Here is a 26,523-nt window from a genome sequence, read left to right as displayed (position 1 = left end):
TGTATTTGCAATAAAAACTACGGTATTTTGTGATAGTCGAATTTTTCTTTTTATCTTTTTCCGACAGAAGACTCCCTCTTCAATCGCGACAAGGGGGAGATGAATGGCGGTTGGCGATAGCCTAAAGATAGACTTATATGGTATAATAAGAACAAACGTTCCTGTGATGTGAGGTGAATTCTGTGGTAGTGAAAAAATCGTTTAGGTTTCGAATCTTCCCTACGAAAAAACAGGCAGAACTCATTAACAAGACGATTGGTTGCTCCCGATTTGTGTTCAATTTTTTCCTCAATAAGCAAAAGCAAAAAGATAGCTACTGGTATGTTGTCGAAGAAATGGTGCAAAACGGTCAACTATCGGCAAATCATTGGAAAGGCGAATTTTTCAATCGGTACGAGTCGGTAAAAGCAGTTCGACAGCTGAAAGAACACTATCCTTTTTTAAAAGAAGTCGATAGTATTTCGCTTCAAAAATCGGTTGAAAATTTGGCTGATGCTTATCAACGATATTACAAAAAACAAAACAAAGCCCCCAAGTTTAAAAGCAAAAAGAACAAGGTACAGACCTATGCCACAAAACAAACGAATGGAAATATCGCAATCCTTGATAATCACATTAAGTTGCCGAAGCTTGGGCTTGTTCGGTTTGCCAAAAGTCGTGAAGTAACTGGTCGGATTGTTAACGCAACCATTAGACGCAATCCTAGTGGAAAGTATTTTATCTCTGTTTTAGCCGAAACCGAAGTAGTCGAACTTCCAAAAACAAACTCTAGCACTGGAGTGGATCTTGGGTTAACACACTTCGCTATTCTTTCAGATGGAACAAAATACAAAAACAACTGTTACTTTAAAGTATTGGAACAAAGATTAGTAAAGGCCCAGCAAGTCCTTTCAAGGCGAATAACTGGTTCTAATAATTGGAACAAACAACGAATGAAAGTGGCTCGAATTCACGAAAAAATTGAAAACAAGCGTTCAGACTTTTTGCATAAAACCTCTACGGATATTATCAAAAATCACGATATTATCGGCATAGAGAGTCTGCAAATAACCAATCTTATGAAAAATAAGAAGAACGCTAAATCTATCGCTGATGTGTCATGGTACCGATTCAAAACGATGTTAGTGTACAAGGCTGAATGGTACGGTAAGACGGTCGTGGAAGTGAGTAAAACCTTCCCTAGCTCTCAGTTGTGTTCGAGTTGCGGATCAAAAAATAAAGCCGTTAAAGATCAAGGGTTGCGTGAATGGACGTGTGTTTGTGGCGCCTATCACGACCGCGATATTAACGCAGGAATCAATCTAAAAAACGAAGCTAATAGGCTTCTAACCGTCGGTGCGACGGGGGTAGCCTAATCCATAACTGGTGGGTACACCGGTGTTCTTAGGAATCCCCCACTTCAAACAGCTCGCTAGAGTAGGTAAGTGGTGGGTAGTTCAAGATAGGATACCATTTGTATGAAAGTTTATATAGGGGGTAATCATTTGAAAATTCGAGTTTCTGCCGTGCAATATCAGCAGCAGAGTTTAAATCAGACTTTGTATTATTTCCTGAATTTATCACGACACAATTGATGTCGATTGACCAATATAGCAACTCAATTAATCATTTGCCGAACTATACAGAATTATATCATAATTTATTTACAAAATTAGCCCAAGAATCTGGAATGCACATTATTGGAGGTACACATGTTATAGAAGAACAAGGAGGTCTTTATAATGTGGCCCACTTATTTTATCCAGATGGAAGAATTGGGGTGCAATCAAAGCTACACATTACACCAACAGAGGTTGAAGATTGGAACATTACTCCAGGGGAAGATCTTCAAGTATTTCATACCGCATTAGGAACCATTGCGGTATTAACTTGCTATGACATTGAATTTCCTGAAATTGTTCGCATGGCTAAAGCAATGGGGGCTGACGTTATTTTCTGTCCATCTTGTACAGATGATTCTCACGGTTTCCACCGCGTTCGCTATTCATGTCATGCACGTACAATTGAAAATCAAGTGTATGTTGTGACAACGGGAACTGTTGGGTCATTACCTACCGTCGATTTCATGAGAATGAACTATGGTCAAGCCGCTGTCATTACTCCGAATGATGTTCCGTTCCCGCAAAAAGGAATTTTAATTGAAGGCGATATTAATAATGATATGATTATTACCTCGGACCTTGATTTATCATTGTTATATGAAGTACGAGAAGCGGGTTCTGTAACGACTTGGCGCGACCGCCGTACGGATTTATATCCAGATTGGGAAAAAATAACGAACAAAAGAGACTTAATAGGGTAAGAAGGAAGGGGAGCTATCATGTATAAGAAAGAACTGTATGTTTTTCATGAAGGGAAACCGAAGCATGCAATCGTTCGAAATTATCGAAAGGATGATTTTGAAGGACTCATTCAAATACAACAAGAAAGCTTCCCTCCACCTTTTCCCTCTGAGTTATGGTGGAATGAAGAACAGCTCACAAACCACATTACACGGTTTCCTGAAGGCGCTCTTTGTGTTGAGGTCGATGGAGAGTTAGTTGGTTCGATGACGGGACTGTTGGTAGATTTTGACCCTGCTCATCCGAGTCATACGTGGTCGATAATGACTGATGATGGCTATATTCGGAATCATCAAGCTAACGGGAATACATTATATGTAGTAGATATTTGTGTAAAACCAGCTTATCGAAAAGCGGACATCGGAAAGTTACTTATGTATTCCATGTATGATGTTGTCACATATCTTGGTATAGACCGTCTGTTAGGTGGTGGACGAATGCCAGGGTATCATAAACTAGCCGACCAACTAACCCCACAGCAATATGTGCAGGCGATTGTTGCTGGTGAAGTGAAAGACCCGGTCATCTCATTTTTGTTACGTTGTGGACGAATGCCAATTGCGTTAGTAGAGAATTATCTTGAAGATGAAGAATCTCACCATTATGGTGTACTAATGGAATGGAAGAATCCTTTTAAAAGCTTCTGATTAAAAATTAAGCCACTGAAAAAGTTGATTTTTAGAGGGCACTGAAAAAGTTAAAAACCGAACTTTTTCAGTGCCCTCGATTTTTGCTTTTTCAGTGGCTTTGTGATTTCACAGGCTTTTTTTATTGAATATTCTGAATTAGGATGATCGTGTAGATTCAACCTTGTCCCTTTGAATATTTTAGTAAAACGAAAATATGTTGTAATAAGAAGATAACTAGGGGTGAGTGGATGGCAAAGAAAATATTTGTTGGCAATTATAAAGGAGGAGTCGGCAAAACAACGACGATATACCAACTAGCATTACATATGGCTGAGGAGAATAAAAAGGTGTTACTAATTGACCTAGATCCACAGTGCTCACTAAGTGAGATTTGTCTAGCGAAAATGGAACGCCTACTGTCTGACTTATCCCCTCCAGAAAGCTTAAACTACATATATGACATTTGGAGCCAAACGAAACATTTTCCTACTGTTCGTCTAACTTTTGATACAACACTCTTAATTAAGCGTCTTACTACACATATTGATTTCATCCCATCAAATATACACTACCGTAACGGTGGATTAGACCAACTAGCGATGAACTTAAATAGCGACCTAGATGATCTCATCATCCTTCAACAATTTTTTGAGTCTACTCAAATTGACGAAGAATATGACTACATATTATTTGATTGTCCTCCAAGTAATACGATTATTACCCAAGGCGCCTTTTTGCTTTCTGATTATTTTATTATACCAACTGTGATTCAAACAATGAGTGTCCGTGGTGTCGCTCATTACATTTCAACGGTAGAAACCATTTATCAAAAATATTGTATGGACCATAGTCAAGCTATGCTTGCTCAAGCATTATTTGGACCAGAACCTAAACTCATTGGAATTATCGAAACGATGAACCGCCCAATCGTGAATTACGAGGTTGAATTTGAACTCCTTAGAAGTGCTTTAGAAGAAAAAAAGATAAAGACGTTGATTTCGGAAAAAAGTCCAGGTAACCATATTCTATCATCTAAGATTAGAAACTTAGAATCCATTGCTCGTGATACAGCAAAAGGAGTGAAAAATCCAGAGTTTTCCCTTTTGACTGTAGAAATTCTTTCTTGTTTAACAGAAACTCAACAAGATAGGGGGGTATTTCATGTCTAGCGCTACTTTTATGGATGTTATTGAACATTTGCAAAAATTAAAACAACTGTATGAAGTGTTAGATTTACCGAAAAAAAAGTTGCGCTCTGTTGACAATGCTATTGAAACGATTCAACAACTGCAAAATACTCCAGTTCAGCAAGTAATGTACGCAGAAGCTCAGCAAAAAATTACCGCGTTTGACCAGGCTGTCCAAACGATATGGTCGCAAAGCTTCGAACCGATAAAAGGTACAAAACTAGACTATGAAACCATTCAAAATAAAGAGCAAGTTATTTCTTTTGTGGAGAGTAGGTCAAAGGAGCAATTGTTGAAGGAAGCAACAGCTCTGGATTTAAAGCTGCTTTATTGTATTCTTGTACAAAAATCATATGAAATAAAAGGAACAAAACCTAAACTCTATGATTCTATAAAAGCAAATATCCGAGCGAGGCACAGTGGAAAAGCATTTAGGAAAGTTGAATAACTGAATAATGGAACAAGTATGTTAAGAGGGCACTGAAAAAGTTTGGTTTTTACTATTTCAATGCCCTCTTATTTTTATGTTTTTTTTTATCCTATAAGTAGATTTTGGATATAAAGTCCTAGTAAAAATATATCATTATCTGTATACTAGAATAGTATTTTTAGTGTTAACGGGAAGTTTATTATAGTCTTCAATGTAGTTCCGTTGGAAAACCGTAATGAAGACAAAGGCTTCGCGCATCTTAACACCATCTAAGGGAGGATTTTAGTTGAAGAAACAGTATTTCACCGTTGTACTATTTTTACTTATTACCTTTACTCTATCGGCCTGTAATAGCAAGTGGGTTAATGAACAATTAGCAGCTGCAGACCAACATCTGCAGTTGGGCGAGTATGAGGTAGCCATTTTTATTTATGATGAAGTGTTACAAAAAGATGAGAAAATCGAACTGGCTTACATAGGGCTTTCTAGTGCTTATGCTTCCCTAGGGAAAAACGAAGAATCGGTTGATGTCTTATTACTTGGTATTGAAAAGGTAAAAGAAATTCAACAATTAAAACGAACACTTGGAACGCGTTATTATGAACAGAAGAAATATTCGCAGGCTGAGGAAACATGGACAGCTTTACTAGCCGAAGATAAATCAGATATTACAACATATGAAGCGTTACTAACGTTGTATTATGACCAAGAAGAGTTTGAAAAAGCAACATACATAATGGAAGAAGCGGTACAAGAAAACCCTTCGAATGCTCAAGTGCATTCGACCTTGGCTAATTTATATATATAAGGAAGAGGTATCAAAGGGTATAGAGACGATTATTAAAGGGTTAGAGAAAGATTTTAATGAAGCTTCCTTGTATGGTTCTCTCACGTACGCTGCTCAACTTGGGTATGATTCAATCATTGAGGATGGTGAAAACCTTCTTAAGGAAGATGCTAAAAATGAAGCTGGAATAATGTTATCTTTCTATGGGCATTACATGAATGGTAGATATGTTTTAGCGTCAGAAGCAATAAAACCACTTGCAAATAAAGTGGAAGAAGACTTTTTGAGACTGCGTATCGCATTAATGTATGCTCTTAATGGAAGTCTAAAAGACGCTGAGCAAATGATAAAAAAGATTTCAATTGAAAAAGCAGATGTAAGATTGTTAACTGAAATGTTACATTACTATAAAATAATTGGTGAGACCGAAAAAGCATTGGAAGTTGGAGATGAGGTGTTACAATTCCATTCTTTCGATGAATTATATTGGGTATTATACGATTTTTCAAATGATGACTCATATTTGCAAGAACTCGGTTACTTACACTGGACATATCAATCTGAAACTGACATTACTCTTGCTGGTATTTCAACGCGTGGAGAATTGACAATTGGTGAGATACAGACTACTGGTGACTATTTTTGGGATGAGGATTTCCAAGCGAATACAACATTTACTCGTTTGACCGATACTGGGGAGAAGAAATGGGTCTACGAAAATGATGGATACTCAGGGTTAGCCATTACAGATAGCCTTGATGAGAAATATCATTATTATCATATGATGATAGACGAATCAATGTTTATTCCAATGATGACTCTAGATAACAGTGGAAGAAAAATTAATGAACATCTGAATGTTATCTCGAAGCCGGTATTTTCCGATGATGGACAAACCATGTATGTTGGTGTAGTTGATGATTCGTATACTGGATATCTACAAGCGCTAGATTTAGAAGGGAATGAACAATGGAGCGTTGAAGTTGACCTTCCCAGTACACCTGTTTTCGGAGAAGATGGTCTCATTTATACAGCTACTACATTTCATGAAATGGAGGGAGCGGGAAGATACGAAGATGGAACTCTGTATGCTATTAACCCCGAAGACGGCAGCATAAAGTGGTCGTATGAAGGACATGGACCATTTAGTCGGCCTACTATCGCTTCTAACGGCAATATCTTCGTTACCAATTATTCTTTCATCTCGTATGAAGACCCTACGAAAATTTTAGGTTTTTCTCCTGATGGGGACAAGCTTTTTGAATTAGAAGGAAGTCGAGGGTTGTATGGAGATTTAACTTCAATAAACGATTTAGTCCTAGTTCCTGACCATGAAAATCTTACAGCCTTATCAAACGAAGGTGATAAACTATGGGAGTATGATACAGATGATTCAGTTGGTATATATGAAGGGAAAAACAACGACGTAATTTTAAGCAAAGGTGGGAGTTTTACTCAGCCTTCATTAGCTTCTATTTCAAAAGATAGAGATACTAATTGGGAGTTTTATTTTTGGGAAGCTGAAGAAGAAACCTCGACGACGGGATATATGGATTACCAAATGATTGAACAAGTTGTCGTAGGTGAGCATGGATATCACGTTCTCACGAATAAAAATGGGTTTTATACGTATTGGATGATTGCACCACATGGATATACAATGTGGAGAGAATCACTTGGAGTTACAAGTGCTTCACTAGCTGTTGCTAATGAAGTCGTTTATATTAGCAAAGGAAATGAACTCAGAGCTTTAACTGAATCCTTTCTTGCTTATCATTCTACCTATGAACACTACACTCCTTTTACACATGTTAAACAAGTACAGGTCGTTGATCAGCTTATTGAGTCGGAAAAAGTAAAAATACATTACCCGCAATTTAAATCAACGCTCCATCGAAAAGTACTTACACAGGTAAATAAAGACGTAAAACAAAAAGCTGAGGGTTTTTATAACTCATCGGTTGAAATGGTACAAGATGCTCATGAATATGGTGGAATTGATATGTTTGACTTCAACATGTTCTATGAAGTGACTTTAAGTGAGAATAATACCCTTAGTGTTTTATTTACAATTAGTGAATGGGCAGGAGGAGCACATCCTATCGATTATCGTGAGAATTATGTAATCGATATCTCAACTGGTAAAGAAATCTCCCTTGAAGATATGCTTGGTTCAGAATATCGAGAAATAATAAACTCTGAAATAAAACGTCAGAGCACCCAAAGAAATCTTTCCTCGTTTTATCAATTTGAGGGGTTTACAAGCGACCCAGGGTTCTACATAACAGACCAAGGAATTGTTATCTATTTTGGTTTATACGAATATACTTCTTATGCAGAAGGATTCCCAGAGTTTATCATTCCGTATCAATAGTAAAAGTAACAAAAGGAAAAGCTGCGGCATTTCCTTTTTTTTACATTATACGATTATAAAGTTTTTCTTTTAGGTAAAGTAGTGTAGGTGCGTGCAGGATTATATATATTAGAAATACCAAAAATTAGTCATTGTAGAGTATTTGTAATGGTGGTAAGATAGATTTTGTCGCTTCTGAAGCGGTAAGACAAAATAGCAAGTTACACTGATTATTACCAAAAAATAGGTGTTGCGAAAAATGTCGAATTGGTGTTATAATTAAATTCTTGTCACTAAAACGACTTGAACAAATAGCTCTATGAAAACTGAACAGAACAAAGCCAAGCGAAAGAGATACATGATATCTCATTGCCATTGCAAAATGGCAAATCCGTCATTGGAAAATGACAAAAAAGTTGCGAAAGCAACACTTTTAAGAGCTTAATCAACTCACTTTTATGGAGAGTTTGATCCTGGCTCAGGACGAACGCTGGCGGCGTGCCTAATACATGCAAGTCGAGCGGACTGTTTAAAAGCTTGCTTTTAAACAGTTAGCGGCGGACGGGTGAGTAACACGTGGGCAACCTGCCCTGTAGACTGGGATAACACCGAGAAATCGGTGCTAATACCGGATAACTTTGAGGTCACATGACCTCAAATTAAAAGATGGCTCCGGCTATCACTACAGGATGGGCCCGCGGCGCATTAGCTAGTTGGTAGGGTAACGGCCTACCAAGGCGACGATGCGTAGCCGACCTGAGAGGGTGATCGGCCACACTGGGACTGAGACACGGCCCAGACTCCTACGGGAGGCAGCAGTAGGGAATCTTCCGCAATGGACGAAAGTCTGACGGAGCAACGCCGCGTGAACGATGAAGGCCTTCGGGTCGTAAAGTTCTGTTGTTAGGGAAGAACAAGTGCCGTTCGAATAGGTCGGCACCTTGACGGTACCTAACCAGAAAGCCACGGCTAACTACGTGCCAGCAGCCGCGGTAATACGTAGGTGGCAAGCGTTGTCCGGAATTATTGGGCGTAAAGCGCGCGCAGGCGGTCTTTTAAGTCTGATGTGAAAGCCCACGGCTCAACCGTGGAGGGTCATTGGAAACTGGGAGACTTGAGTGCAGAAGAGGAGAGTGGAATTCCACGTGTAGCGGTGAAATGCGTAGATATGTGGAGGAACACCAGTGGCGAAGGCGACTCTCTGGTCTGTAACTGACGCTGAGGCGCGAAAGCGTGGGGAGCAAACAGGATTAGATACCCTGGTAGTCCACGCCGTAAACGATGAGTGCTAGGTGTTAGGGGTTTCGATGCCCTTAGTGCCGAAGTTAACACAGTAAGCACTCCGCCTGGGGAGTACGGCCGCAAGGCTGAAACTCAAAGGAATTGACGGGGGCCCGCACAAGCAGTGGAGCATGTGGTTTAATTCGAAGCAACGCGAAGAACCTTACCAGGTCTTGACATCCTTTGACCACCCTAGAGATAGGGCTTTCCCCTTCGGGGGACAAAGTGACAGGTGGTGCATGGTTGTCGTCAGCTCGTGTCGTGAGATGTTGGGTTAAGTCCCGCAACGAGCGCAACCCTTGATCTTAGTTGCCAGCATTCAGTTGGGCACTCTAAGGTGACTGCCGGTGACAAACCGGAGGAAGGTGGGGATGACGTCAAATCATCATGCCCCTTATGACCTGGGCTACACACGTGCTACAATGGATGGTACAAAGGGCTGCAAAACCGCGAGGTTGAGCGAATCCCATAAAACCATTCTCAGTTCGGATTGTAGGCTGCAACTCGCCTACATGAAGCCGGAATTGCTAGTAATCGCGGATCAGCATGCCGCGGTGAATACGTTCCCGGGCCTTGTACACACCGCCCGTCACACCACGAGAGTTTGTAACACCCGAAGTCGGTGAGGTAACTGCTAGTCAGAGCCAGCCGCCTAAGGTGGGACAGATGATTGGGGTGAAGTCGTAACAAGGTAGCCGTATCGGAAGGTGCGGCTGGATCACCTCCTTTCTATGGAGTAATACTCTAGTCGAAGTTCAAACCTTGTGTTTGAACTATAGTTTGCGCTTTGTTTCTGTTCAGTTTTGAGAGAGCTCAAAACTTATGATTAAACTTTTCTGCTCCTGCGTCTACAAGGAATGCTTCGTAGTAAGCTTCCTCGTCGCAAAGCTGCAAGTTGAAAAATCTAAGAAGCTAAACATGATGTAATTGAAGTCAGTAGCTTCGTTCAGTTTTGAGGGAGTTATCTCTCAATATGGTTCTTTGAAAACTAGATAGTAATGCATTGAAGTTTTACCGGATCAACATCTATTGATGTTGAGAAGAGAGAACTGAGATAGTCAAGAATTCTTCAACGTCTTAAGTCAATCTATGGATTGACAATTAATTACAGATGGATTAGAAACAAGGAGTTCGAGGAAGTGAAGCTTTGAGGAGCGGAGTGTACGTTTAACGGGTACTCAAGCACCGCAGAAGCGAAACCGACGAAGAAATCCGCCGTTTATAAACCAGCTGAGGTTAAGTTAGAAAGGGCGCACGGTGAATGCCTTGGCACTAGGAGCCGACGAAGGACGGGACGAACACCGATATGCCTCGGGGAGCTGTAAGTAAGCTTTGATCCGGGGATTTCCGAATGGGGGAACCCACCATCCGTAATGGGATGGTATCCGTATCTGAATACATAGGATATGAGAAGGCAGACCTGGGGAACTGAAACATCTAAGTACCCAGAGGAAGAGAAAGCAAATGCGATTTCCTGAGTAGCGGCGAGCGAAACGGAAACAGCCCAAACCAAGAAGCTTGCTTCTTGGGGTTGTAGGACACTCTATACGGAGTCAGAAAAGAACGGGGTAGATGAAGCGGTCTGGAAAGACTGGCCAAAGAAGGTAACAGCCCTGTAGTCAAAACTTCGTTCTCTCCAGAGTGGATCCTGAGTACGGCGGGACACGTGAAACCCCGTCGGAATCCGGGAGGACCATCTCCCAAGGCTAAATACTCCCTAGTGACCGATAGTGAACCAGTACCGTGAGGGAAAGGTGAAAAGCACCCCGGGAGGGGAGTGAAATAGATCCTGAAACCGTGTGCCTACAAGTAGTTGGAGCCCGTTAATGGGTGACAGCGTGCCTTTTGTAGAATGAACCGGCGAGTTACGATTACGTGCAAGGTTAAGCTGATGAGGCGGAGCCGTAGCGAAAGCGAGTCTGAATAGGGCGAGTTAGTACGTGGTCGTAGACCCGAAACCGTGTGATCTACCCATGTCCAGGGTGAAGTTCAGGTAACACTGAATGGAGGCCCGAACCCACGCGTGTTGAAAAACGCGGGGATGAGGTGTGGGTAGGGGTGAAATGCCAATCGAACTCGGAGATAGCTGGTTCTCCCCGAAATAGCTTTAGGGCTAGCCTCGAGGGAAGAGTATTGGAGGTAGAGCACTGATTGGACTAGGGGTCCCCACAGGATTACCGAATTCAGTCAAACTCCGAATGCCAAATACTTATCCTCGGGAGTCAGACTGCGAGTGCTAAGATCCGTAGTCAAGAGGGAAACAGCCCAGACCATCAGCTAAGGTCCCAAAGTATACGTTAAGTGGAAAAGGATGTGGAGTTGCACAGACAACCAGGATGTTGGCTTAGAAGCAGCCACCATTTAAAGAGTGCGTAATAGCTCACTGGTCGAGTGACTCTGCGCCGAAAATGTACCGGGGCTAAACGTATCACCGAAGCTATGGATTTTCCTAACGGACAGTGGTAGGGGAGCGTTCTGCGTGCAGCGAAGTCAGACCGAGAGGACTGGTGGAGCGCGTAGAAGTGAGAATGCCGGTATGAGTAGCGAAAAGAGGGGTGAGAATCCCCTCCGTCGAAAGCCCAAGGTTTCCTGAGGAAGGCTCGTCCGCTCAGGGTAAGTCGGGACCTAAGCCGAGGCCGAAAGGCGTAGGCGATGGACAACAGGTTGAAATTCCTGTACCACCTCCTCACCGTTTGAGTAATGGGGGGACGCAGTAAGGTAGGGTAAGCGCACTGATGGATATGTGCGTCTAAGCAGTTAGGCTGGTGAATAGGCAAATCCGTTCACCATAAAGGCTGAGCTGTGATAGCGAGGGAAATTAAGTACCGAAGTTCCTGATCCTACACTGCCAAGAAAAGCCTCTAGCGAGGTGAGAGGTGCCCGTACCGTAAACCGACACAGGTAGGCGAGAAGAGAATTCTAAGACGCTCGGGAGAACTCTCGTTAAGGAACTCGGCAAAATGACCCCGTAACTTCGGGAGAAGGGGTGCTCTGATAGGGTGCAAGCCCGAGAGAGCCGCAGTGAAAAGATCCAAGCGACTGTTTAGCAAAAACACAGGTCTCTGCGAAGCCGTAAGGCGAAGTATAGGGGCTGACACCTGCCCGGTGCTGGAAGGTTAAGAGGAGGGGTTAGCCGCAAGGCGAAGCTCTGAATTGAAGCCCCAGTAAACGGCGGCCGTAACTATAACGGTCCTAAGGTAGCGAAATTCCTTGTCGGGTAAGTTCCGACCCGCACGAATGGTGTAACGATTTGGATACTGTCTCAACGAGAGACCCGGTGAAATTATATTACCTGTGAAGATGCAGGTTACCCGCGACAGGACGGAAAGACCCCATGGAGCTTTACTGTAGCTTGATATTGGATTTTGGTACAGTTTGTACAGGATAGGTAGGAGCCTTGGAAGCCGGAGCGCTAGCTTCGGTGGAGGCGTCGGTGGGATACTACCCTGACTGTACTGAAATTCTAACCTCGAGCCGTGATCCGGTTCAGGGACAGTGTCAGGTGGGCAGTTTGACTGGGGCGGTCGCCTCCTAAACAGTAACGGAGGCGCCCAAAGGTTCCCTCAGAATGGTTGGAAATCATTCGAAGAGTGCAAAGGCATAAGGGAGCTTGACTGCGAGACCTACAAGTCGAGCAGGGACGAAAGTCGGGCTTAGTGATCCGGTGGTTCCGCATGGAAGGGCCATCGCTCAACGGATAAAAGCTACCCTGGGGATAACAGGCTTATCTCCCCCAAGAGTCCACATCGACGGGGAGGTTTGGCACCTCGATGTCGGCTCATCGCATCCTGGGGCTGAAGTAGGTCCCAAGGGTTGGGCTGTTCGCCCATTAAAGCGGTACGCGAGCTGGGTTCAGAACGTCGTGAGACAGTTCGGTCCCTATCCGTCGCGGGCGCAGGAAATTTGAGAGGAGCTGTCCTTAGTACGAGAGGACCGGGATGGACACACCGCTGGTGTACCAGTTGTTCCGCCAGGAGCATAGCTGGGTAGCTACGTGTGGACGGGATAAGCGCTGAAAGCATCTAAGCGTGAAGCCCCCCTCAAGATGAGATTTCCCATGGAGTTAATCCAGTAAGACCCCTTAGAGATGATGAGGTTGATAGGTCTCGGGTGGAAGCGTGGCGACACGTGGAGCTGAGAGATACTAATCGGTCGAGGACTTATCCTATAAATAAGACGAAGATTGACTACAATGCATACTATCTAGTTTTGAGAGAATCAAAAATGGTTCAGCTCAATCATGATTTGGTTACACCAAATCGGAACTAGTCAAGTGACGATAGCAAAGAGGCCACACCCGTTCCCATGCCGAACACGGAAGTTAAGCTCTTTAGCGCCGATGGTAGTTGGGGGCTTCCCCCTGTGAGAGTAGGACGTTGCTAGGCAAGTGAAGTACACTTCAATTGAGGTGTGCTTTTTTGTTTTACAGAAAAAGGGTAATGAAAGGGTAATTCGGAATAATGCTTAGGGATAAGCACCATTTTTAGAAAACTTTACTATTATATAATTAAAAAAAGGAAATATTGGAAACTCGTCGAAATATACATTGAAACCGTTTTCATTTCGGTTGTAAATTTCAACATGTATTAACAATATGACCATAGAATGATAATGCACATATCCATTATGAATGAGGTGATCGAATGATTGAATTGCATTCACTCCTTACTTATTTTGAAAATCATCCAGATTATGAGGTGAAACCAATTAAGAACAATCAAGTATTCAATATTGAATACGTTAGGTCAAGACAACGACGAAAAAATATCATAATTGAACTTAATCCTGCCAATGGTACATTTTATGTGAACCAAAATGGTCAATGGATTAATGGCAATAGCCTCAAGCAAATAAATAACAATAAAGATATTATGAATTGGATTCATAGTGATGCGTCTTTTTTATACCAACGAGTATAAAGAAAAACATCGTAAAGCAGGAGCCTACTGGGGTCCTGCTTTATTGTTTTCTAGGTAAAATGTAAAGGGATTTGTACACAAAGTGTTTGAATTTATGGTTTCTTTTATATAGAAGATTTTAGCAAAAAAAATTATACTAACATAAAGGAGAGTGAAGAGATATAAATTAGGTGTGGAATTAGAGGAAGAATATTTAAATAAAGGTGAGTAGAGAGAAAACAGGGTGGTAACACTAAACTACAACACTTATCACGGATTATAAAAGAGGGATAGCTATGGAAGTCATTGATCAAATTACAAATTTACAAGTTCTCAATCAGTTTTGGACTATTTTACTTTTTCTTATACCGATTGTTTTAATATCTAGAACGGTTGTTGCTGGAACTAGATATTCACCGATTTTAATTATTGTTCTTTTCGGATTAGGGATGGGGTACATTCTTGAGATAAGTGGGGCATCTACACCAGGATTGAAGAATTTTCCTTTTATTGACTTAATGGCAAAAACAACGATTATAGCTCTTACGGCATCATTCTTTGTAGGTGGTCAGGAGCTTCGTAAGATTTTAGCGAAAAAGTCACTTGAGGTAGATGATATGGTAACGCCATCCGATGAAGAAACAATACTAGGTACGAGTCGGACTCAGTTCTTTTTTATCGTGCGTGCTTTATTTCTTTTACTTGGAATTGAAGGTATTGTAAGAGTTATTCTTGGGACAGGGTCAGGAGATATGCTTGCATCTTATTATCCGATTGTTGCCTATTTTGGGATTGCGGGTTCAATCATCTTAATTGATAATAAAGCACATGTCTCAAATAAACATATATATCTTCGCAAGGGTTTATTAGAAATGGTTAGTTTAATTGGAATACTTCTTGGTTCCTATTATATATCTAAAACGGTGGCACCCCTTATTGCATTGCCACAAATCTTTTTTGCGATGTTAATCGCAGCAGGTCTAGGGGCTTGTTTTTATAAATGGACATTTGGACCGACACTACGTGCGCTCTTGTTTGCAGGTATTCCAATTGTGCTTGCGGCTAACTTTTTAATTGGTGGGTCACGGATTGGAGAAGCCTTTGCAATACCTGGTGTAAATGCAGTTTTAGTATATGGCTTCTTCGGCCAGCTTTTCTGGATGTTTGGTGGTATTGCATTAGTGATGTTTTTTGCCCGAACAGCCAATGCACGAAATCTAGCTCCTGGAATGGCAGGTGCTCTATCGCACTCCGGTTTAACAGGCGCATGTACAGCTGGAGATTTTGGGAAAGTCGCGGCAACTCGAGCGCCTATTATGATTAACATCCCGTTTTTCGGTCATATCTTTGTCTTTTCCGTCTTAGCAGTTAGTGCTGAGCGTGGTGAACTTTGGATTTTTCCTTCATTGCTATTAGTGGCTATTGGTGTCGGTTTGACAATCCTGTCTTTACGTAATTTGCGTAGAGCTAACGGGGAAGACAGAAACGAAGTGACGGCTCTTATGCAGTTTTCGTTTGGTTGGCAAATTTGTGCTGTCTTTGGTGGACTCGCATTCCTTTCATTGAGTAATTTGAGTATGGAATATGCTGCGATGGCACAAGCATCAGCGATTTCTCACTTTGGCTTGTTTGCTGCGATTCAAGAAGGGATGTTTGGATCAGAAGCCATGCTTTTAATTCCGTTTATTTTTTCAATGCCATTTCTTGTACATCCTTTAGTGTTCTTTATGTTTGGTAGAGCGATGGAAAATGGCGGAGACATGCCAGTAAAACCTGCATATGTATTAGGGTTTATTGGGTTAGTTGGTATCATTGCAGCATTATTTGTATAAAGTAAGAACGTTTTGCGAGTACACTGTAAAAAAGTTGAGGTTAATTCAAAGAAAAGCACTGGCTTCGCTCGCTACGCGGTAGCGGCTTCGGGTAGAGCTACTTAGAGGATGAGACAAAAGGTAAACAACAACCTTATGTCTCATCCTCTTATACTATTCGGTTTCTTATCATGGTACTGAAGGTATCGATTACTATATTGACGTATGCACAATAAGTAGATTAATAAACTTTACTTTTTTGGAATAGTTTACATATAGTGGAAATTCTTTTATGATGTAAGAAATCTAATTTACAAATAGAGGATGGGAGTTATTCATGAATGTCGAGGCCAATCAATTATTTATCTTTGATTTAGATGGAACGCTATACGAAGGAACTGATCATTTTGATTATTATGCTAGTAAACTAAAAAAACTTGTGTCTGATCCATATCAAACAGATTTTTATGCGGAATATGAAAAAATGAAGGCGGGCCACCATGTAGTATCGATAGGTAAAGGTTACGATATCAAGCATGATTGTATCTTTTCGATTGACCCCTTAACGTTACAGGTGACCAAAGTCGAAGAATGGGACGGGATATGTTGGGAGCAAGAGAAAATACAAGAAATGTATCCAAATCCAATTGTATTTGATTTTACGTCTCTTATTGCAATAGGTGATGGCTGGTGGCTTCCATTTGTTTGTGCTACACATTATGGGGTAAAGGATTGCTATAGCAGTTATTTAGCGACAAAGGAATATATGGTTTCTGATCAATTTAATCTAGAAAAAATTCCTGGATTACGAGAATGGCTGTTATCGTTAAAAACAACAAAACAAATCGTTCTTATGACAAATAGTGACCGAGAGGATGTAGGAAGGTTATTGCGAGAGTTGGCGCTTGATGATGTCTTTGACCATATTATTTCCTCAGCGAAAAAGCCAAGTTTTACGAAAGGACTGTTTCAAGAATTACTACAACAATATAAGCTTGAAGCGCACGAAGCCGTTTCCATTGGTGATAATTTTATCAACGAAATTGCACCTGCTTTAACGTTAGGAATGAATGGAGTTTACATTCATAGTAGTATGAAGGAACAAGAGCATTCGAATTTAACGGTGATTCCATCGATAAGAGAAATCTATAATTCTAGAATATAAGGTGAAACGAATATGAAATGCTTAGGTTGTATGTTAGCAAAACACGAAGAAGTTGCGCATGTGGTATTTGAAGATGAACATGTTTGTTCCAGACGGAGTTACGATATGTCAAAACGGTGGTGTATTTGATGAATTAACACATTTTCATATGCACGTAATACCGAGGTATAATGGACAAAACTTTGCAGAGTTTTTTTCAGTAGACGGAGAAATCAACATTGAGGAAAAAGAAATAGAGAGATTAGAAGAGACGAAAAGAAAAATCATAGATACAATAGAGGCTAGGATTTAAGGTTTTTTGAAGGCATAGAAAAAGTACAAACCAACTTTTCCAATGCCTTAATTATGGGGGCAATGGCTCCACTGGTATCAGGCTTTTAAAATATTCAACGGTTACGCACATTGCTAAGAGGGCACTGAAGTTAAAACATAACTTTTCAGTGCCCTCGTTTTTTAACCTTTTGTCTCACCTTCTTTTTTAAAAAACCAAATATTTCCTATATAAAAGCAATGAAATAGTAATAAAGTTGTAGTAATATATTCTTAACTACATATTGGGCAAACTTGTTGAAAAACAGGGACGCAAAGCCACGAGTCTAAGGTTTCAGTACGTATAGAAACTATGATAGTCGGGTTGCATATCGAGATTCTAACGATACTTCTGCCCAACTTTTATATAAGAGTTGGGCATTTTCTAGTTTTCAAGTCGACCCAAGGTAGAACAAGACAATAATCAGAATGGAGAACTAGCTATGAAAGATGGTTTGTTTTATGTCATGTTGGTTTTAATAGCCTCACTAACAGCTTGTTTTGTAAAGGAAGACAAAGTAGGAGTTGAACAGCCTCTTCCTCAGGTAGTAGAAGGTGTCACCATGGAACAGTCAATAAATGAGGATGCACTTGAAACGATCTTAACGATGTATGAAACTGCCATGAACGGTGACATCGATTCTTTTGAGGAATTAACCGTGGATTTCTTAGTTCGGAGTCCGTACTCTGTAGAAGAAGAAATGGAACTTCTAGCTGAACATTTCTTAGAAAATGGTGAGTATTCCATCCCGTTAGATATTGTTGATATTAGCGAACTAACAGATTTTTATTTGTTCGAATTAGAGCAACGTTATGGGACCTATTATAAGGATTATGTTGTTGTAGCAGAATCGTTTGATAATGGGACGATCGAACCATGGGCGTGGGTAGTACAATTCTATGCAGAGGGAAATAAAGTGGTCCAGCATGACAGTTACAGAGAAGAAGGAAGCAAATTTGTCTTTTTTAACAATGTAATTTACGGATACGAGGAAGAGTTTAGTAACTAGATGGTTCAGGTAGAGTAATTCGAGCAGAAGATAAAAATAATAGGAATTTCTTAGACTGAAGACAAATGCAAATGAAAGCTTTCAATCTGCTTTTATCCAAGACCTTAAAAAAGGACTAGTTAGAGAAAGGGATAGGAAAGTAACATGAAAATATGGATTATAGATTGTTTATAGCTACAAAAGAGCGACTTTGGAGGGCATTGAAGTTAAATCTAACTTTGCAGTGCCCTCCAAAATCGCTTTTTTTTTATGATACAATAATTGTTAACAGATGAAGTAAGGGAGTGACGTCTTGATGACATATATATTTGTGTACGGAACGTTGCGTAAAGGGGAAAGAAACGACCACTTCTTAAGGAATGCAACAAGAGTGGCTGAGCAGAGTTGGACGAAGGGTAAATTGTATGATACTGGATTTGGTTACCCGGCGGTGAAACCTGCAAAAGACAGCTTTGTGTATGGAGAATTATATGAAGTAAATGACACTGAATTAGCTGCTATTGACCGGTTAGAGGATTATAAAGAAGGTGGATCCGATAACCTTTATGACCGTGTGCAACAACCAATTTTTACGGATACGGGTGAAGTAAATGCCCTTATATACATAGCAGGGAATGAAGCTTTATTACGTGATGAAATACATAGTGGAGATTGGAAGGAATACCTTGTACTAAATGGGCAAAAAAATGTTCTTTATTTTGCTTACGGGAGTTGTATGGATAACGCTCGATTTATTGAGCATGGCGTTGACCATTATTTTCAGAAGTTTGTTGGTGTCGCGATATTGCCTCAATATACCCTACGCTTTTCAATACAATCGTCCCTTGACCGAATGGGAAGAGCGGATATAGTAGAAGAAGGTGGAGTTGTTGAAGGGAAACTGTATGACATTCCAGTAGCCGCCTTAAAAGACTATTTGTACCGAAGAGAAGGTGTACCTTTTTCCTATCGGCCGGCTTTTATCCGTGTACAGGTTAAGGGCAAATGGGTCGAGAATGTACTTACGTTTGTCGTTGCAAAAAAGCAGGATGAAACAGCACCGCCTGACCATTATTCAGAAGAAATCATTCGAGGTGGGACTGGATTTCTCTCAGACGGTTATATCGAAAAAGTAAAAAAACATATAAATAAATTAAGGTAAGCTATGGAGGCGAAGATGGTATGGGGAAAGAATTTCTTGAATTGTCAATCAGCCACATTGAATTTATCAAAAAGCAAAAACTATTCTTTGTTGCGTCAGCACCATTAGCAGAGGACGGACATGTGAATTTATCACCAAAGGGATATGATGTGTTTCGGGTGATATCACCAAATGAAGTAGCCTATTTAGATGTGACGGGGAGCGGAAACGAAACGAGTGCTCATATCTTGGAGAATGGGAGAATTACAATTATGTTTACCGCATTTGAAGGTCCTCCTATGATTTTACGTTTGTACGGACAAGGTGAAGTTGTATTGCCTGATACCGAGAAATGGGATGAACTGTCGCCACATTTTGAAATCCTTCCAGGGGCTCGTCAAATCATTTATGCGAAACTTGATAAAGTAAAATCATCCTGTGGCTTTAGCGTTCCTTTTTATACTTATGAAGGTGAAAGAGATACCTTAAAAAAGTGGACGTGTAATAAAAGTGAACCACAATTAGAGCAATACCGTAAAGAAAAGAATTCACGTAGTATGGACGGAATCATTACCCCGATAGGTGAACGTTTAGGCAATGAATAAATTGGTTTCTTACCATGTATAAACCATTCCCTTTTAATGAAAAATACAGTAGAGGAATAAGGAGGGAATCATTATGGTCAACCAAAATTTTGAAGAGTTCTCAAAAACACAGCAAAAGCATCGTTCTCCCTATCTTGCTGGGGGAAAAGATAAACATGAGGATGAAAACTCAGAAGATGCACTAAATACGAGAACTACCCAATCGAACGTGGGAGCAACAGGTCGCGACAAACATTTAAAGGGCGAGTAATATAAGGGTGTCTATAGTTTTCTACGCTATAGCCACCCTTTATTTTAGAAATAACGATATTTAATTTTTCAATACAGGAATCATCCATTGGTAGTATGCAAGGTTCGTAAGATTATACTTTTCTAGCTTTTCTCCGCAAGGTTCAAATCCAAAGGACTTTATCGTCATCATCATGTTAAAGCAAATGAATGGGTCATTACCACTACATTCTAATGAGACAAAAAGAGTAGGTTCCATTGATTCTAATCGGCCATCTTTACTTACGTTTTCTTCTATATTTTTTAAACTAATCGTTTTAGGGAAGCGGAATCCAATTTCACCAAGTAACCATTGATTTTCTACTTTCTCTGTTTTTATAAAAACCTCATGAAAAAGACAGTTATATAGCTGTTCGAGTTCATGATTTTTTTCGATTATCATTGAAGTATACGGCTGTATTTGCCTTGGGACCTTGAAAGGAAACCAAATCATCGGGACTGGTTTATCCCATTTGATGAGTCGAATGGATTGGTCATCAGCTTTAATCCCTTGTAAGTATTGACGGGCAATTTGCAAAGTGGAGATCGTTGCTTCAAGGTCTTTGCTCCACTTTTGGACCCATGATAGTTTATCCATTTCACTTGAATGAAGATAGGACTTTATGTCTTTCATGTTAACCCCTGCAAGCCGTAAGGAGTGAATGGTAAGAGCTAAAGGGATTTGTTCTTCACTATACTGGCGATACCCATTTAAACCTCGTTCAAATGGCTGAAGAAGCCCCTCTTTTTCATAGTATCGGAGCGTACTAGCGGGTAAACCTGTGTTTTCAGAAAATGCTTGTATTGTCATTGTACGCTCCATCATTAACCTCACTATTCTTTGTATTAATAAAAGTTCCAGACGTTGATACGGTTCCCATCGGGGTCATAAAAATGATAGCCCATCCAACGTTCTCCTACGGGTTCGGATGCATAAATTCCTTGTGTACGTAGACTTTTCTGTGATTCAATGAATTCATTTCGGTTTTCTATAAAAAAGTAAGCTCTAGCACCTGGATTTGCTTTAGGCATAGGGTCATTTGCAGAAAGCTGTTGCAACCATATATGATGGCCATCTTTATCCCCTAATAATACGAAGCCTTTGTTCGTATAATCCGTTTGGGCTACTGTTAATCCAAGGTGCTCTGTATACCAGGCTGTTGCTTCCTGTAGGTTACGAACACCATACCAAATCGGAGTCTTACTATAAGTAGCTACCCGACTCTCAGGGTATGTATCGTTACTCTCCAGCTCCTGACAAAGTGTAAGGCGAACATTTGCATATGCTTTGATATCAATCGCCATCTGTCCATCTGGCAACGTAAATGTCTCAGAGAAAGGAATCTCATGCTCAGAGAAATAGTCTTTGGCTTTCTCTAAACTATCCGTAGAAAAACAGAAACGAGAATGTCCCTCATTGTATTCTTCAGGTGTAAAATGTTCATGGTCTAACTCAAAGGACTTTAGATTTGCTTGCCCTCCACCTGGTAGTTTGAAAAAGGCTTTCGCACCAATTGGTGTTAGAACGGTGTCTATTAATTCCCAGCCCATATGCTTACGATACCATTCAACTCCCTCTTGAAATTGTTCACTTGGTATCATAATAAATCCACCATCAAAAATAAGTTTTGTTTTTACCATATAAATCCTCCTTTTTGTTTACTACAACTAAAGCGTACACCTTGAAGTAACTTTAAGGTCAATAGAGAATTGTAAAATTTTATATAATATTTCCAAATTATATTCTATAAATCTCTCAAATTCCCTTTTTTTTATGGAATAACTTACCTTTGAGGCTCTTTTAAAAACTCTTATGGTAAGTTAACATAGTAATATATGGAAGTGTTTTTAGGTGTTACTAGTTTAATGAAACAATCCGCTAAAAATGAATGGAGGAATAAAAAATGGTACCACAACGAGTCAGTTTAGTAACGATAGGAGCGTATGATTTACAGAAATTACGACAGTTTTATCACGACTTAGGATGGGAACAAACTGAATTTAGTTCGGATAACTATGCGGCTTTTAAAACTGCTGGAGTTATCGTGACACTCTTTCCAATACAACAATTAGCAGAGGATGCTGGCATAGAAATCACTCAAAACGTAGAATCTTACCGTGGTGTGACGCTTGCGATAAATGTAGATTCACCAGAAGAAGTAGACCGGACAATCGCAGAAATCAAGAAGATAGGTGGAACCATTTTAAGAGAACCAAGTGATGCGTTTTGGGGTGGAAGAACTGCGTATTTTGCTGACCCAGAAAACAACTTGTGGGAAGTCGCATGGAATCCTTCGTCAGTGTTTGATGAAAGAGGAGCAATGATTTCATTTTAAAGAGAAGGGGCATTTCGTGTTTCGGGAATTACATACGTTTCCTTCTTGTATAGTCTTTAAACCAAAAGGCAAGAAGGAAGCGAGTAAGTTATGTATTACATGAAAAAGGAGCGGAAGAGGATGACAATCGTACCAAAGGATATTTGTGAAAAAGAGGAAATAAAGGTAATTGGTTTTTCTATCATCGAGAGTCTTAATAGTGTGTTGGAACATAAAACAGTGAGAATGTTACGAGAAGAGCTGACAAAAAGAAAACATGAAGTGAAGAATAAGAGGAGAGAGGGAATCTATTTAATACAAATTTATCCTGCTAAAGGTGAATGGACACCTGATGTGCCGTATGAACATATTGTTGGTATAGAAGTAAAATCATTGGAAGAAATACCGGATGGGATGATGGGACATATTGTTCCTGCAGGACGTTATGCGAATTTTGTCCATAAGGGACCAGAATCAGCAATTGGTAAAACATATGACCTTATTAATCAATATTCACTAAGACCCTTTGATATTGAATATTGGGATGATATTGAGACACTTGAAAATCAAAATAGTCACATTGATATTTATATACCTGTTACGCAAAAACTTTAGACAAAGGATGATACCTCATTCTTATAAGCTAGTGGGGAGAGAATCTCGTGTTTCGTAAAATAATACCTATTCTAATCTTTTTTGGTTTCCTATTCGCCATAGTCGGATGTCAGCAAGAAGTTCCTTTGAATCCAGAACAGCAACAGCTAAAGGAAAGAATGTTAGAAATGCTAGAGCTTCATGGTGACAGAGACATACAACCTATGGATATCGAGGATGCAGTAGAGGAGGCAAACAAATTAGGTCTCTTAGAAAAGGAAAAATATTGGTTTGTTCGAACTTACTTAATCCATAGGACGGTGACAGAAGATAGCATAGATAGTAACACTATTCTTGAAGAAAGTATACTTCGAATGAAATATCACGAAGTGTGGATGGATGTGGCCCAAGATAAATATAATGTACCTTTTGAAAGGAGAGTTGTTCAAGAACTTACTGAGGAAGATATAGGACAGATAAAACACTCTCCCCCGGAGATTATTGTAAACTAATGACTGCTTTAGATATCAACATTGACTTTTACTTCTATGATTTTGAAGCTCCTACTTACGATGAGAGGGCAATGTCAATTGGACTCATCCCAGTGTTAGAGGATTTGTATGGAACTAAAAATAAAATGAAAATATAGAGAGATATAGGTTAGAAGTCATTGATGAAATGGTAAGGAATTATGAGTTTTGAGTGAATTTTGGGTAGTATGAAGTGACTTCTAATATGATGGAAGTCACTTTTTAGGTTTTGAACAATTCAGAGTAGAGGCTTTGAACACACAACAGATTCTCGCTTTTGTGAAAGGGAAAAGAGATGTAGCGACTCCTCTTATAAGTTGGTTGTTAGAAACGAGAGAGCTTCTTTTCTCATCGCTGCTGTTTCAAAATGTTCGATAGGGTAGCGTAATAGCTTCCATGCCTCAGATGAACCGGCCTCGGCATATTCTCGCTTTAGTTCTTGGTCGATGATATCTAACCCCTTTCTTGGGGTTAGTGGGTCATATATGCCTGCTAGACTTAAATGAGGACGAGGTGAGATTAATCGGTTAATTTTCGCCGTTGTGAAATGTTGCAACAACTTAGGGACATAGTAATATTGAGAATGTAAATCAAGTCCACGTGTTTCAATGAGACTCTCGTAATCACATAGGCTACATATATCTATACAGACTTTAATCCGTTCATCAAGAGCTGCTAGCCACCATGACATCGTTCCTCCCATAGACATACCAAGACTAGCGATTCTCGTTTCGTCGACATCTGGGCGTGAGCATAGGTAATCAAGCGCTTGAAGTTGGTCAAAAATCATCATCCCCCACATCACTTGACCTGACCAGAGCATTTCATTGTAAATTTCCCGTTCTGTACGACCTCGTCTTTCCCCAAACGCCCACATATCGATGCATAGGGCTGAATACCCAAGTTTCGAAAGTTCTTTCGCATAAGATGGGTTTTGTAAATACTCATTTCCCTCAGTTAATTCATTTTTCCCTACGTGATAATACCCGCCATGAGAATGAGCAAATAAAACAGCCGGCGTTTTTCCAGTTGCGTTAGTTGGGCGAACAAAATAAGCAGGAACGTCTTCGATGCCATTTAAATCAAGACTCAACGTTTCGATAATATAATCATCGGTTTGTATGGTACTTATCGTTTGCCCTGAAACCTTTATAGGTGCTGGGGTTTCGCCTAATAGGTTAAAGAGTTGTTTTCGTATTTCTTTTTGTTTTTTCATCCGCACCCACTCCATTAATACAGATTTTTCAATAGTATATCATCCTAATCTTCTCATTTCATATAAGAAGTTAGGTATGATTAAAATAAAATTGGAAATTAGCATAGATTGTCGAAAAAAATAATAGTATAATAGTTTTGTGAAAAAAGTATTATAAACCAAGTGAAACCTGTGGGTTGGGGTGTCTTTATGCTAGAAAATCACTATGGCATACTTGAAATAACATCCAAGGCCAACCAGATGGAAGTAAAAAAGGCCTATGCAAAAAAGATTCGAGAATTTCCAAATGAAAAATACCCAGACCAATTTATGCTCATTAGAAGAGCATATGAAGTACTAAGCAATGAGAAGTCTAGAAAAGAATTTGATACGATGGCAACGTATGGTGAAGAAATACAAAAGTACCAACAACGGGCTAGCGAGAGCTTACAGCATGAGAATTTTTTAGAAGCCATTCATAACTTAAAGAAAATCCTACTAATTGAGCCGTCGCTGTTAAGCGTTCGTAATCAGCTCGGACTAGCATTCCTTTACAACGGAGATGTAGATAAAGGGATGAGGCAATTTGAAAAACTAGTAAAAGAAGAACCACATCACGCGACATACTGGTACAACTTGGGGTCTGCTTATGAAAATAAAAATCAGAATGATAAAGCAATCGATATCTATAGAAGAGCACTTGAGTTAGACCCTCAAGACCCTACTATTATATTTACGATATGTGATGTGTTTGTTCGTATGAACGATTATTCAAAAGCAACCGCGACATTACTACAGGTTCTAGATACAAAAGAGAATGAAGGCTTTCGGAGATTTATGTACATATTTAAGTTATTGCAACTATCTATATTGGCAAAAAAAGTAACAGATATGGAGCAGACATTATATGAAATCGAAGAGCTTTTGCATGTGTATCCAGAAGAAAAACAGTACGTTGCCCAACAGTTTGGAACATTTGCGTTTCAGCTTTTTAAATACAAATGGTATAAATGGGCTTATTATCTCACAGAAAAAGGTGTGGAATTAGACCCGGATAACATGGACTTGCGAGAACTTCATGAGCGGACGCTTGGTAATAAACAGTTATATGCTGAGTTTGAACTGATGGAAAAAGACGAAAAAATCATGTCATCACTAAAACACTTACTTTATCTTTATTTATTTGGAGATGAACTTGAAGAAGAGCAGTTTAATGACAGCTTAGATACTGCGTATAGCAATGTTCAATTCGATGCACTTCACGAACCTAAACTAGTGATTGCCAATGTGAAACGAATTGATATCAAATATTCTACGGTTTTTTCTAAAAGAAAAGACTTTTTTACTGAGTTATTATCATTGGCCATAGAACGTAAAGAGCTTCATGATCGAGGCCACTGTAAAAGTTAAAAACCGAACTTTTTCAGTGTCCTCTCATGATAGCTTTGCTCAGTTTGAACATGACCCCTTGATTACTTATTCGTTGAAGAGACTTATTGCTCTTTATTTATCAAATGTAAGTGACGATAAAAGCAGTGACTATTTTGATGACATCCTAGATGAAATGGCACATGAACCAAGTTATCAGGTGAACCGTGCAATAGACCGAATGAAAGTGAACTATTGGTCGCTCTATCAGTTAAATCAGAGTTTTTAGATAAGGTAAGGACAACAACGAATGAGAGTAGGTGATTA

General features: G+C 39.9%; 22 protein-coding genes, 3 rRNA genes, 1 pseudogene and 1 riboswitch. Of the genes and pseudogenes, 23 read left to right on the top strand and 3 right to left on the bottom strand.

Annotation, left to right across the window (positions count from 1 at the left end; all coding sequences use genetic code 11):
• Nucleotides 1-182: 182 nt before the first annotated feature.
• From tnpB to BK585_RS24055, 18 genes and pseudogenes are all read left to right on the top strand, one after another.
• Complete coding sequence (tnpB, locus tag BK585_RS13380) at nucleotides 183-1,355, top strand: IS200/IS605 family element RNA-guided endonuclease TnpB (RefSeq protein ID WP_078553929.1); 1,173 nt, start codon at nucleotides 183-185, stop codon at nucleotides 1,353-1,355.
• 158 nt (nucleotides 1,356-1,513) lie between these two features.
• Nucleotides 1,514-2,302: pseudogene (locus BK585_RS13375) on the top strand (carbon-nitrogen hydrolase family protein); the annotation flags it as partial.
• 18 nt (nucleotides 2,303-2,320) lie between these two features.
• Nucleotides 2,321-2,989 (top strand): GNAT family N-acetyltransferase, encoded by a 669-nt coding sequence (locus BK585_RS13370; RefSeq protein ID WP_078553925.1) that lies wholly within the window; start codon nucleotides 2,321-2,323, stop codon nucleotides 2,987-2,989.
• Between the two features lie 230 nt (nucleotides 2,990-3,219).
• Nucleotides 3,220-4,140: a ParA family protein gene (locus BK585_RS13365; protein WP_078553923.1), complete on the top strand. Its 921-nt coding sequence runs from the start codon at nucleotides 3,220-3,222 to the stop codon at nucleotides 4,138-4,140.
• Nucleotides 4,133-4,606 (top strand): hypothetical protein, encoded by a 474-nt coding sequence (locus tag BK585_RS13360; protein WP_078553921.1) that lies wholly within the window; start codon nucleotides 4,133-4,135, stop codon nucleotides 4,604-4,606. Before BK585_RS13365 ends, BK585_RS13360 begins: the two co-directional genes overlap by 8 nt.
• A 268-nt stretch (nucleotides 4,607-4,874) precedes the next feature.
• Nucleotides 4,875-5,396, top strand: coding sequence for a tetratricopeptide repeat protein (locus BK585_RS13355; protein ID WP_078553919.1), 522 nt, complete (start codon nucleotides 4,875-4,877; stop codon nucleotides 5,394-5,396).
• Complete coding sequence (locus BK585_RS13350; RefSeq protein WP_078553917.1) at nucleotides 5,356-7,749, top strand: DUF3298 domain-containing protein; 2,394 nt, start codon at nucleotides 5,356-5,358, stop codon at nucleotides 7,747-7,749. Before BK585_RS13355 ends, BK585_RS13350 begins: the two co-directional genes overlap by 41 nt.
• A 434-nt stretch (nucleotides 7,750-8,183) precedes the next feature.
• Nucleotides 8,184-9,738, top strand: a 16S ribosomal RNA gene (locus BK585_RS13345).
• Between the two features lie 505 nt (nucleotides 9,739-10,243).
• Nucleotides 10,244-13,177 (top strand): 23S ribosomal RNA (locus tag BK585_RS13340).
• Nucleotides 13,178-13,278: 101 nt separating this feature from the next.
• Nucleotides 13,279-13,394, top strand: a 5S ribosomal RNA gene (gene rrf, locus BK585_RS13335).
• The 16S, 23S and 5S rRNA genes sit together here, the layout of an rRNA operon.
• Nucleotides 13,395-13,652: 258 nt before the next feature.
• Entirely contained in the window at nucleotides 13,653-13,928 is a 276-nt protein-coding gene (locus tag BK585_RS13330) for a hypothetical protein (RefSeq protein ID WP_078553915.1), read from the top strand.
• 275 nt (nucleotides 13,929-14,203) lie between these two features.
• A complete protein-coding gene (locus BK585_RS13325; RefSeq protein ID WP_078553913.1) occupies nucleotides 14,204-15,739 on the top strand; it encodes a hypothetical protein in 1,536 nt (511 codons plus the stop codon).
• A gap of 316 nt (nucleotides 15,740-16,055) precedes the next feature.
• Nucleotides 16,056-16,883: an HAD family hydrolase gene (locus BK585_RS13320; RefSeq protein ID WP_078553911.1), complete on the top strand. Its 828-nt coding sequence runs from the start codon at nucleotides 16,056-16,058 to the stop codon at nucleotides 16,881-16,883.
• A gap of 73 nt (nucleotides 16,884-16,956) precedes the next feature.
• Complete coding sequence (locus tag BK585_RS13315; RefSeq protein ID WP_419095542.1) at nucleotides 16,957-17,175, top strand: hypothetical protein; 219 nt, start codon at nucleotides 16,957-16,959, stop codon at nucleotides 17,173-17,175.
• Nucleotides 17,176-17,430: 255 nt separating this feature from the next.
• Nucleotides 17,431-17,525: riboswitch (cyclic di-GMP riboswitch) on the top strand.
• A 110-nt stretch (nucleotides 17,526-17,635) separates the two neighbouring features.
• Nucleotides 17,636-18,202 carry a hypothetical protein gene (locus BK585_RS13310; RefSeq protein ID WP_078553910.1) on the top strand — a complete coding sequence of 189 codons (567 nt, stop codon included), beginning with the start codon at nucleotides 17,636-17,638 and terminating at the stop codon, nucleotides 18,200-18,202.
• A gap of 295 nt (nucleotides 18,203-18,497) precedes the next feature.
• Entirely contained in the window at nucleotides 18,498-19,343 is an 846-nt protein-coding gene (locus tag BK585_RS13305; RefSeq protein WP_078553908.1) for a gamma-glutamylcyclotransferase family protein, read from the top strand.
• 20 nt (nucleotides 19,344-19,363) lie between these two features.
• Entirely contained in the window at nucleotides 19,364-19,927 is a 564-nt protein-coding gene (locus BK585_RS13300) for a pyridoxamine 5'-phosphate oxidase family protein (protein ID WP_078553906.1), read from the top strand.
• A 73-nt stretch (nucleotides 19,928-20,000) separates the two neighbouring features.
• Nucleotides 20,001-20,177, top strand: coding sequence for a hypothetical protein (locus BK585_RS24055; RefSeq protein WP_170885586.1), 177 nt, complete (start codon nucleotides 20,001-20,003; stop codon nucleotides 20,175-20,177).
• Between the two features lie 60 nt (nucleotides 20,178-20,237).
• Here the strand turns inward: BK585_RS24055 and BK585_RS13295 are convergent, their stop codons facing one another.
• Together BK585_RS13295 and BK585_RS13290 are read right to left on the bottom strand one after the other, a co-directional pair.
• Complete coding sequence (locus BK585_RS13295) at nucleotides 20,238-21,017, bottom strand: helix-turn-helix domain-containing protein (protein WP_170885585.1); 780 nt, start codon at nucleotides 21,015-21,017, stop codon at nucleotides 20,238-20,240.
• Between the two features lie 23 nt (nucleotides 21,018-21,040).
• Complete coding sequence (locus BK585_RS13290; protein WP_078553903.1) at nucleotides 21,041-21,835, bottom strand: VOC family protein; 795 nt, start codon at nucleotides 21,833-21,835, stop codon at nucleotides 21,041-21,043.
• A 263-nt stretch (nucleotides 21,836-22,098) separates the two neighbouring features.
• On the opposite strand from BK585_RS13290, the gene BK585_RS13285 reads away from it, so the two are divergent.
• The 3 genes from BK585_RS13285 (at nucleotide 22,099) to BK585_RS13275 (ending at nucleotide 23,615) form a co-directional block, all read left to right on the top strand.
• A complete protein-coding gene (locus BK585_RS13285; RefSeq protein WP_078553901.1) occupies nucleotides 22,099-22,530 on the top strand; it encodes a VOC family protein in 432 nt (143 codons plus the stop codon).
• Nucleotides 22,531-22,650: 120 nt separating this feature from the next.
• The gene (locus BK585_RS13280) at nucleotides 22,651-23,124 is read left to right on the top strand and encodes a GyrI-like domain-containing protein (RefSeq protein ID WP_170885584.1); all 474 of its coding nucleotides are present in this window, start codon (nucleotides 22,651-22,653) and stop codon (nucleotides 23,122-23,124) included.
• A gap of 47 nt (nucleotides 23,125-23,171) precedes the next feature.
• Nucleotides 23,172-23,615 (top strand): hypothetical protein, encoded by a 444-nt coding sequence (locus tag BK585_RS13275; protein WP_078553898.1) that lies wholly within the window; start codon nucleotides 23,172-23,174, stop codon nucleotides 23,613-23,615.
• A 328-nt stretch (nucleotides 23,616-23,943) separates the two neighbouring features.
• Here the strand turns inward: BK585_RS13275 and BK585_RS13270 are convergent, their stop codons facing one another.
• Nucleotides 23,944-24,849 carry a dienelactone hydrolase family protein gene (locus tag BK585_RS13270; protein ID WP_139367563.1) on the bottom strand — a complete coding sequence of 302 codons (906 nt, stop codon included), beginning with the start codon at nucleotides 24,847-24,849 and terminating at the stop codon, nucleotides 23,944-23,946.
• A 189-nt stretch (nucleotides 24,850-25,038) separates the two neighbouring features.
• On the opposite strand from BK585_RS13270, the gene BK585_RS13265 reads away from it, so the two are divergent.
• Nucleotides 25,039-26,238 (top strand): tetratricopeptide repeat protein, encoded by a 1,200-nt coding sequence (locus tag BK585_RS13265; protein WP_078553896.1) that lies wholly within the window; start codon nucleotides 25,039-25,041, stop codon nucleotides 26,236-26,238.
• Nucleotides 26,213-26,485 carry a hypothetical protein gene (locus BK585_RS13260; protein WP_078553894.1) on the top strand — a complete coding sequence of 91 codons (273 nt, stop codon included), beginning with the start codon at nucleotides 26,213-26,215 and terminating at the stop codon, nucleotides 26,483-26,485. The genes BK585_RS13265 and BK585_RS13260 overlap by 26 nt, the downstream gene beginning before the upstream one ends.
• Nucleotides 26,486-26,523 lie beyond the last annotated feature (38 nt).

Origin of the sequence: Bacillus alkalicellulosilyticus, assembly GCF_002019795.1 — a bacterium.
Lineage (GTDB): Bacteria > Bacillota > Bacilli > Bacillales > Bacillaceae_F > Bacillus_AO > Bacillus_AO alkalicellulosilyticum.
The sequence above is the reverse complement of the archived record's forward strand: the minus strand, read 5'-3'. Positions and strand labels throughout refer to the sequence as shown.

Bases quoted from the DNA above. Each gene is read 5' to 3' on its own strand.
- BK585_RS13370 (WP_078553925.1), top strand. From the start codon at position 2,321: ATGTATAAGAAAGAACTGTATGTTTTTCATGAAGGGAAACCGAAGCAT.
- BK585_RS13365 (WP_078553923.1), top strand. From the start codon at position 3,220: ATGGCAAAGAAAATATTTGTTGGCAATTATAAAGGAGGAGTCGGCAAA.
- BK585_RS13360 (WP_078553921.1), top strand. From the start codon at position 4,133: ATGTCTAGCGCTACTTTTATGGATGTTATTGAACATTTGCAAAAATTA.
- BK585_RS13350 (WP_078553917.1), top strand. From the start codon at position 5,356: ATGCTCAAGTGCATTCGACCTTGGCTAATTTATATATATAAGGAAGAG.
- BK585_RS13330 (WP_078553915.1), top strand. From the start codon at position 13,653: ATGATTGAATTGCATTCACTCCTTACTTATTTTGAAAATCATCCAGAT.
- BK585_RS13325 (WP_078553913.1), top strand. From the start codon at position 14,204: ATGGAAGTCATTGATCAAATTACAAATTTACAAGTTCTCAATCAGTTT.
- BK585_RS13320 (WP_078553911.1), top strand. From the start codon at position 16,056: ATGAATGTCGAGGCCAATCAATTATTTATCTTTGATTTAGATGGAACG.
- BK585_RS13315 (WP_419095542.1), top strand. From the start codon at position 16,957: ATGAACATGTTTGTTCCAGACGGAGTTACGATATGTCAAAACGGTGGT.
- BK585_RS13310 (WP_078553910.1), top strand. From the start codon at position 17,636: ATGAAAGATGGTTTGTTTTATGTCATGTTGGTTTTAATAGCCTCACTA.
- BK585_RS13305 (WP_078553908.1), top strand. From the start codon at position 18,498: ATGACATATATATTTGTGTACGGAACGTTGCGTAAAGGGGAAAGAAAC.
- BK585_RS13300 (WP_078553906.1), top strand. From the start codon at position 19,364: ATGGGGAAAGAATTTCTTGAATTGTCAATCAGCCACATTGAATTTATC.
- BK585_RS24055 (WP_170885586.1), top strand. From the start codon at position 20,001: ATGGTCAACCAAAATTTTGAAGAGTTCTCAAAAACACAGCAAAAGCAT.
- BK585_RS13295 (WP_170885585.1), bottom strand. From the start codon at position 21,017: ATGGAGCGTACAATGACAATACAAGCATTTTCTGAAAACACAGGTTTA.
- BK585_RS13290 (WP_078553903.1), bottom strand. From the start codon at position 21,835: ATGGTAAAAACAAAACTTATTTTTGATGGTGGATTTATTATGATACCA.
- BK585_RS13285 (WP_078553901.1), top strand. From the start codon at position 22,099: ATGGTACCACAACGAGTCAGTTTAGTAACGATAGGAGCGTATGATTTA.
- BK585_RS13280 (WP_170885584.1), top strand. From the start codon at position 22,651: ATGACAATCGTACCAAAGGATATTTGTGAAAAAGAGGAAATAAAGGTA.
- BK585_RS13270 (WP_139367563.1), bottom strand. From the start codon at position 24,849: ATGAAAAAACAAAAAGAAATACGAAAACAACTCTTTAACCTATTAGGC.
- BK585_RS13265 (WP_078553896.1), top strand. From the start codon at position 25,039: ATGCTAGAAAATCACTATGGCATACTTGAAATAACATCCAAGGCCAAC.
- BK585_RS13260 (WP_078553894.1), top strand. From the start codon at position 26,213: ATGATCGAGGCCACTGTAAAAGTTAAAAACCGAACTTTTTCAGTGTCC.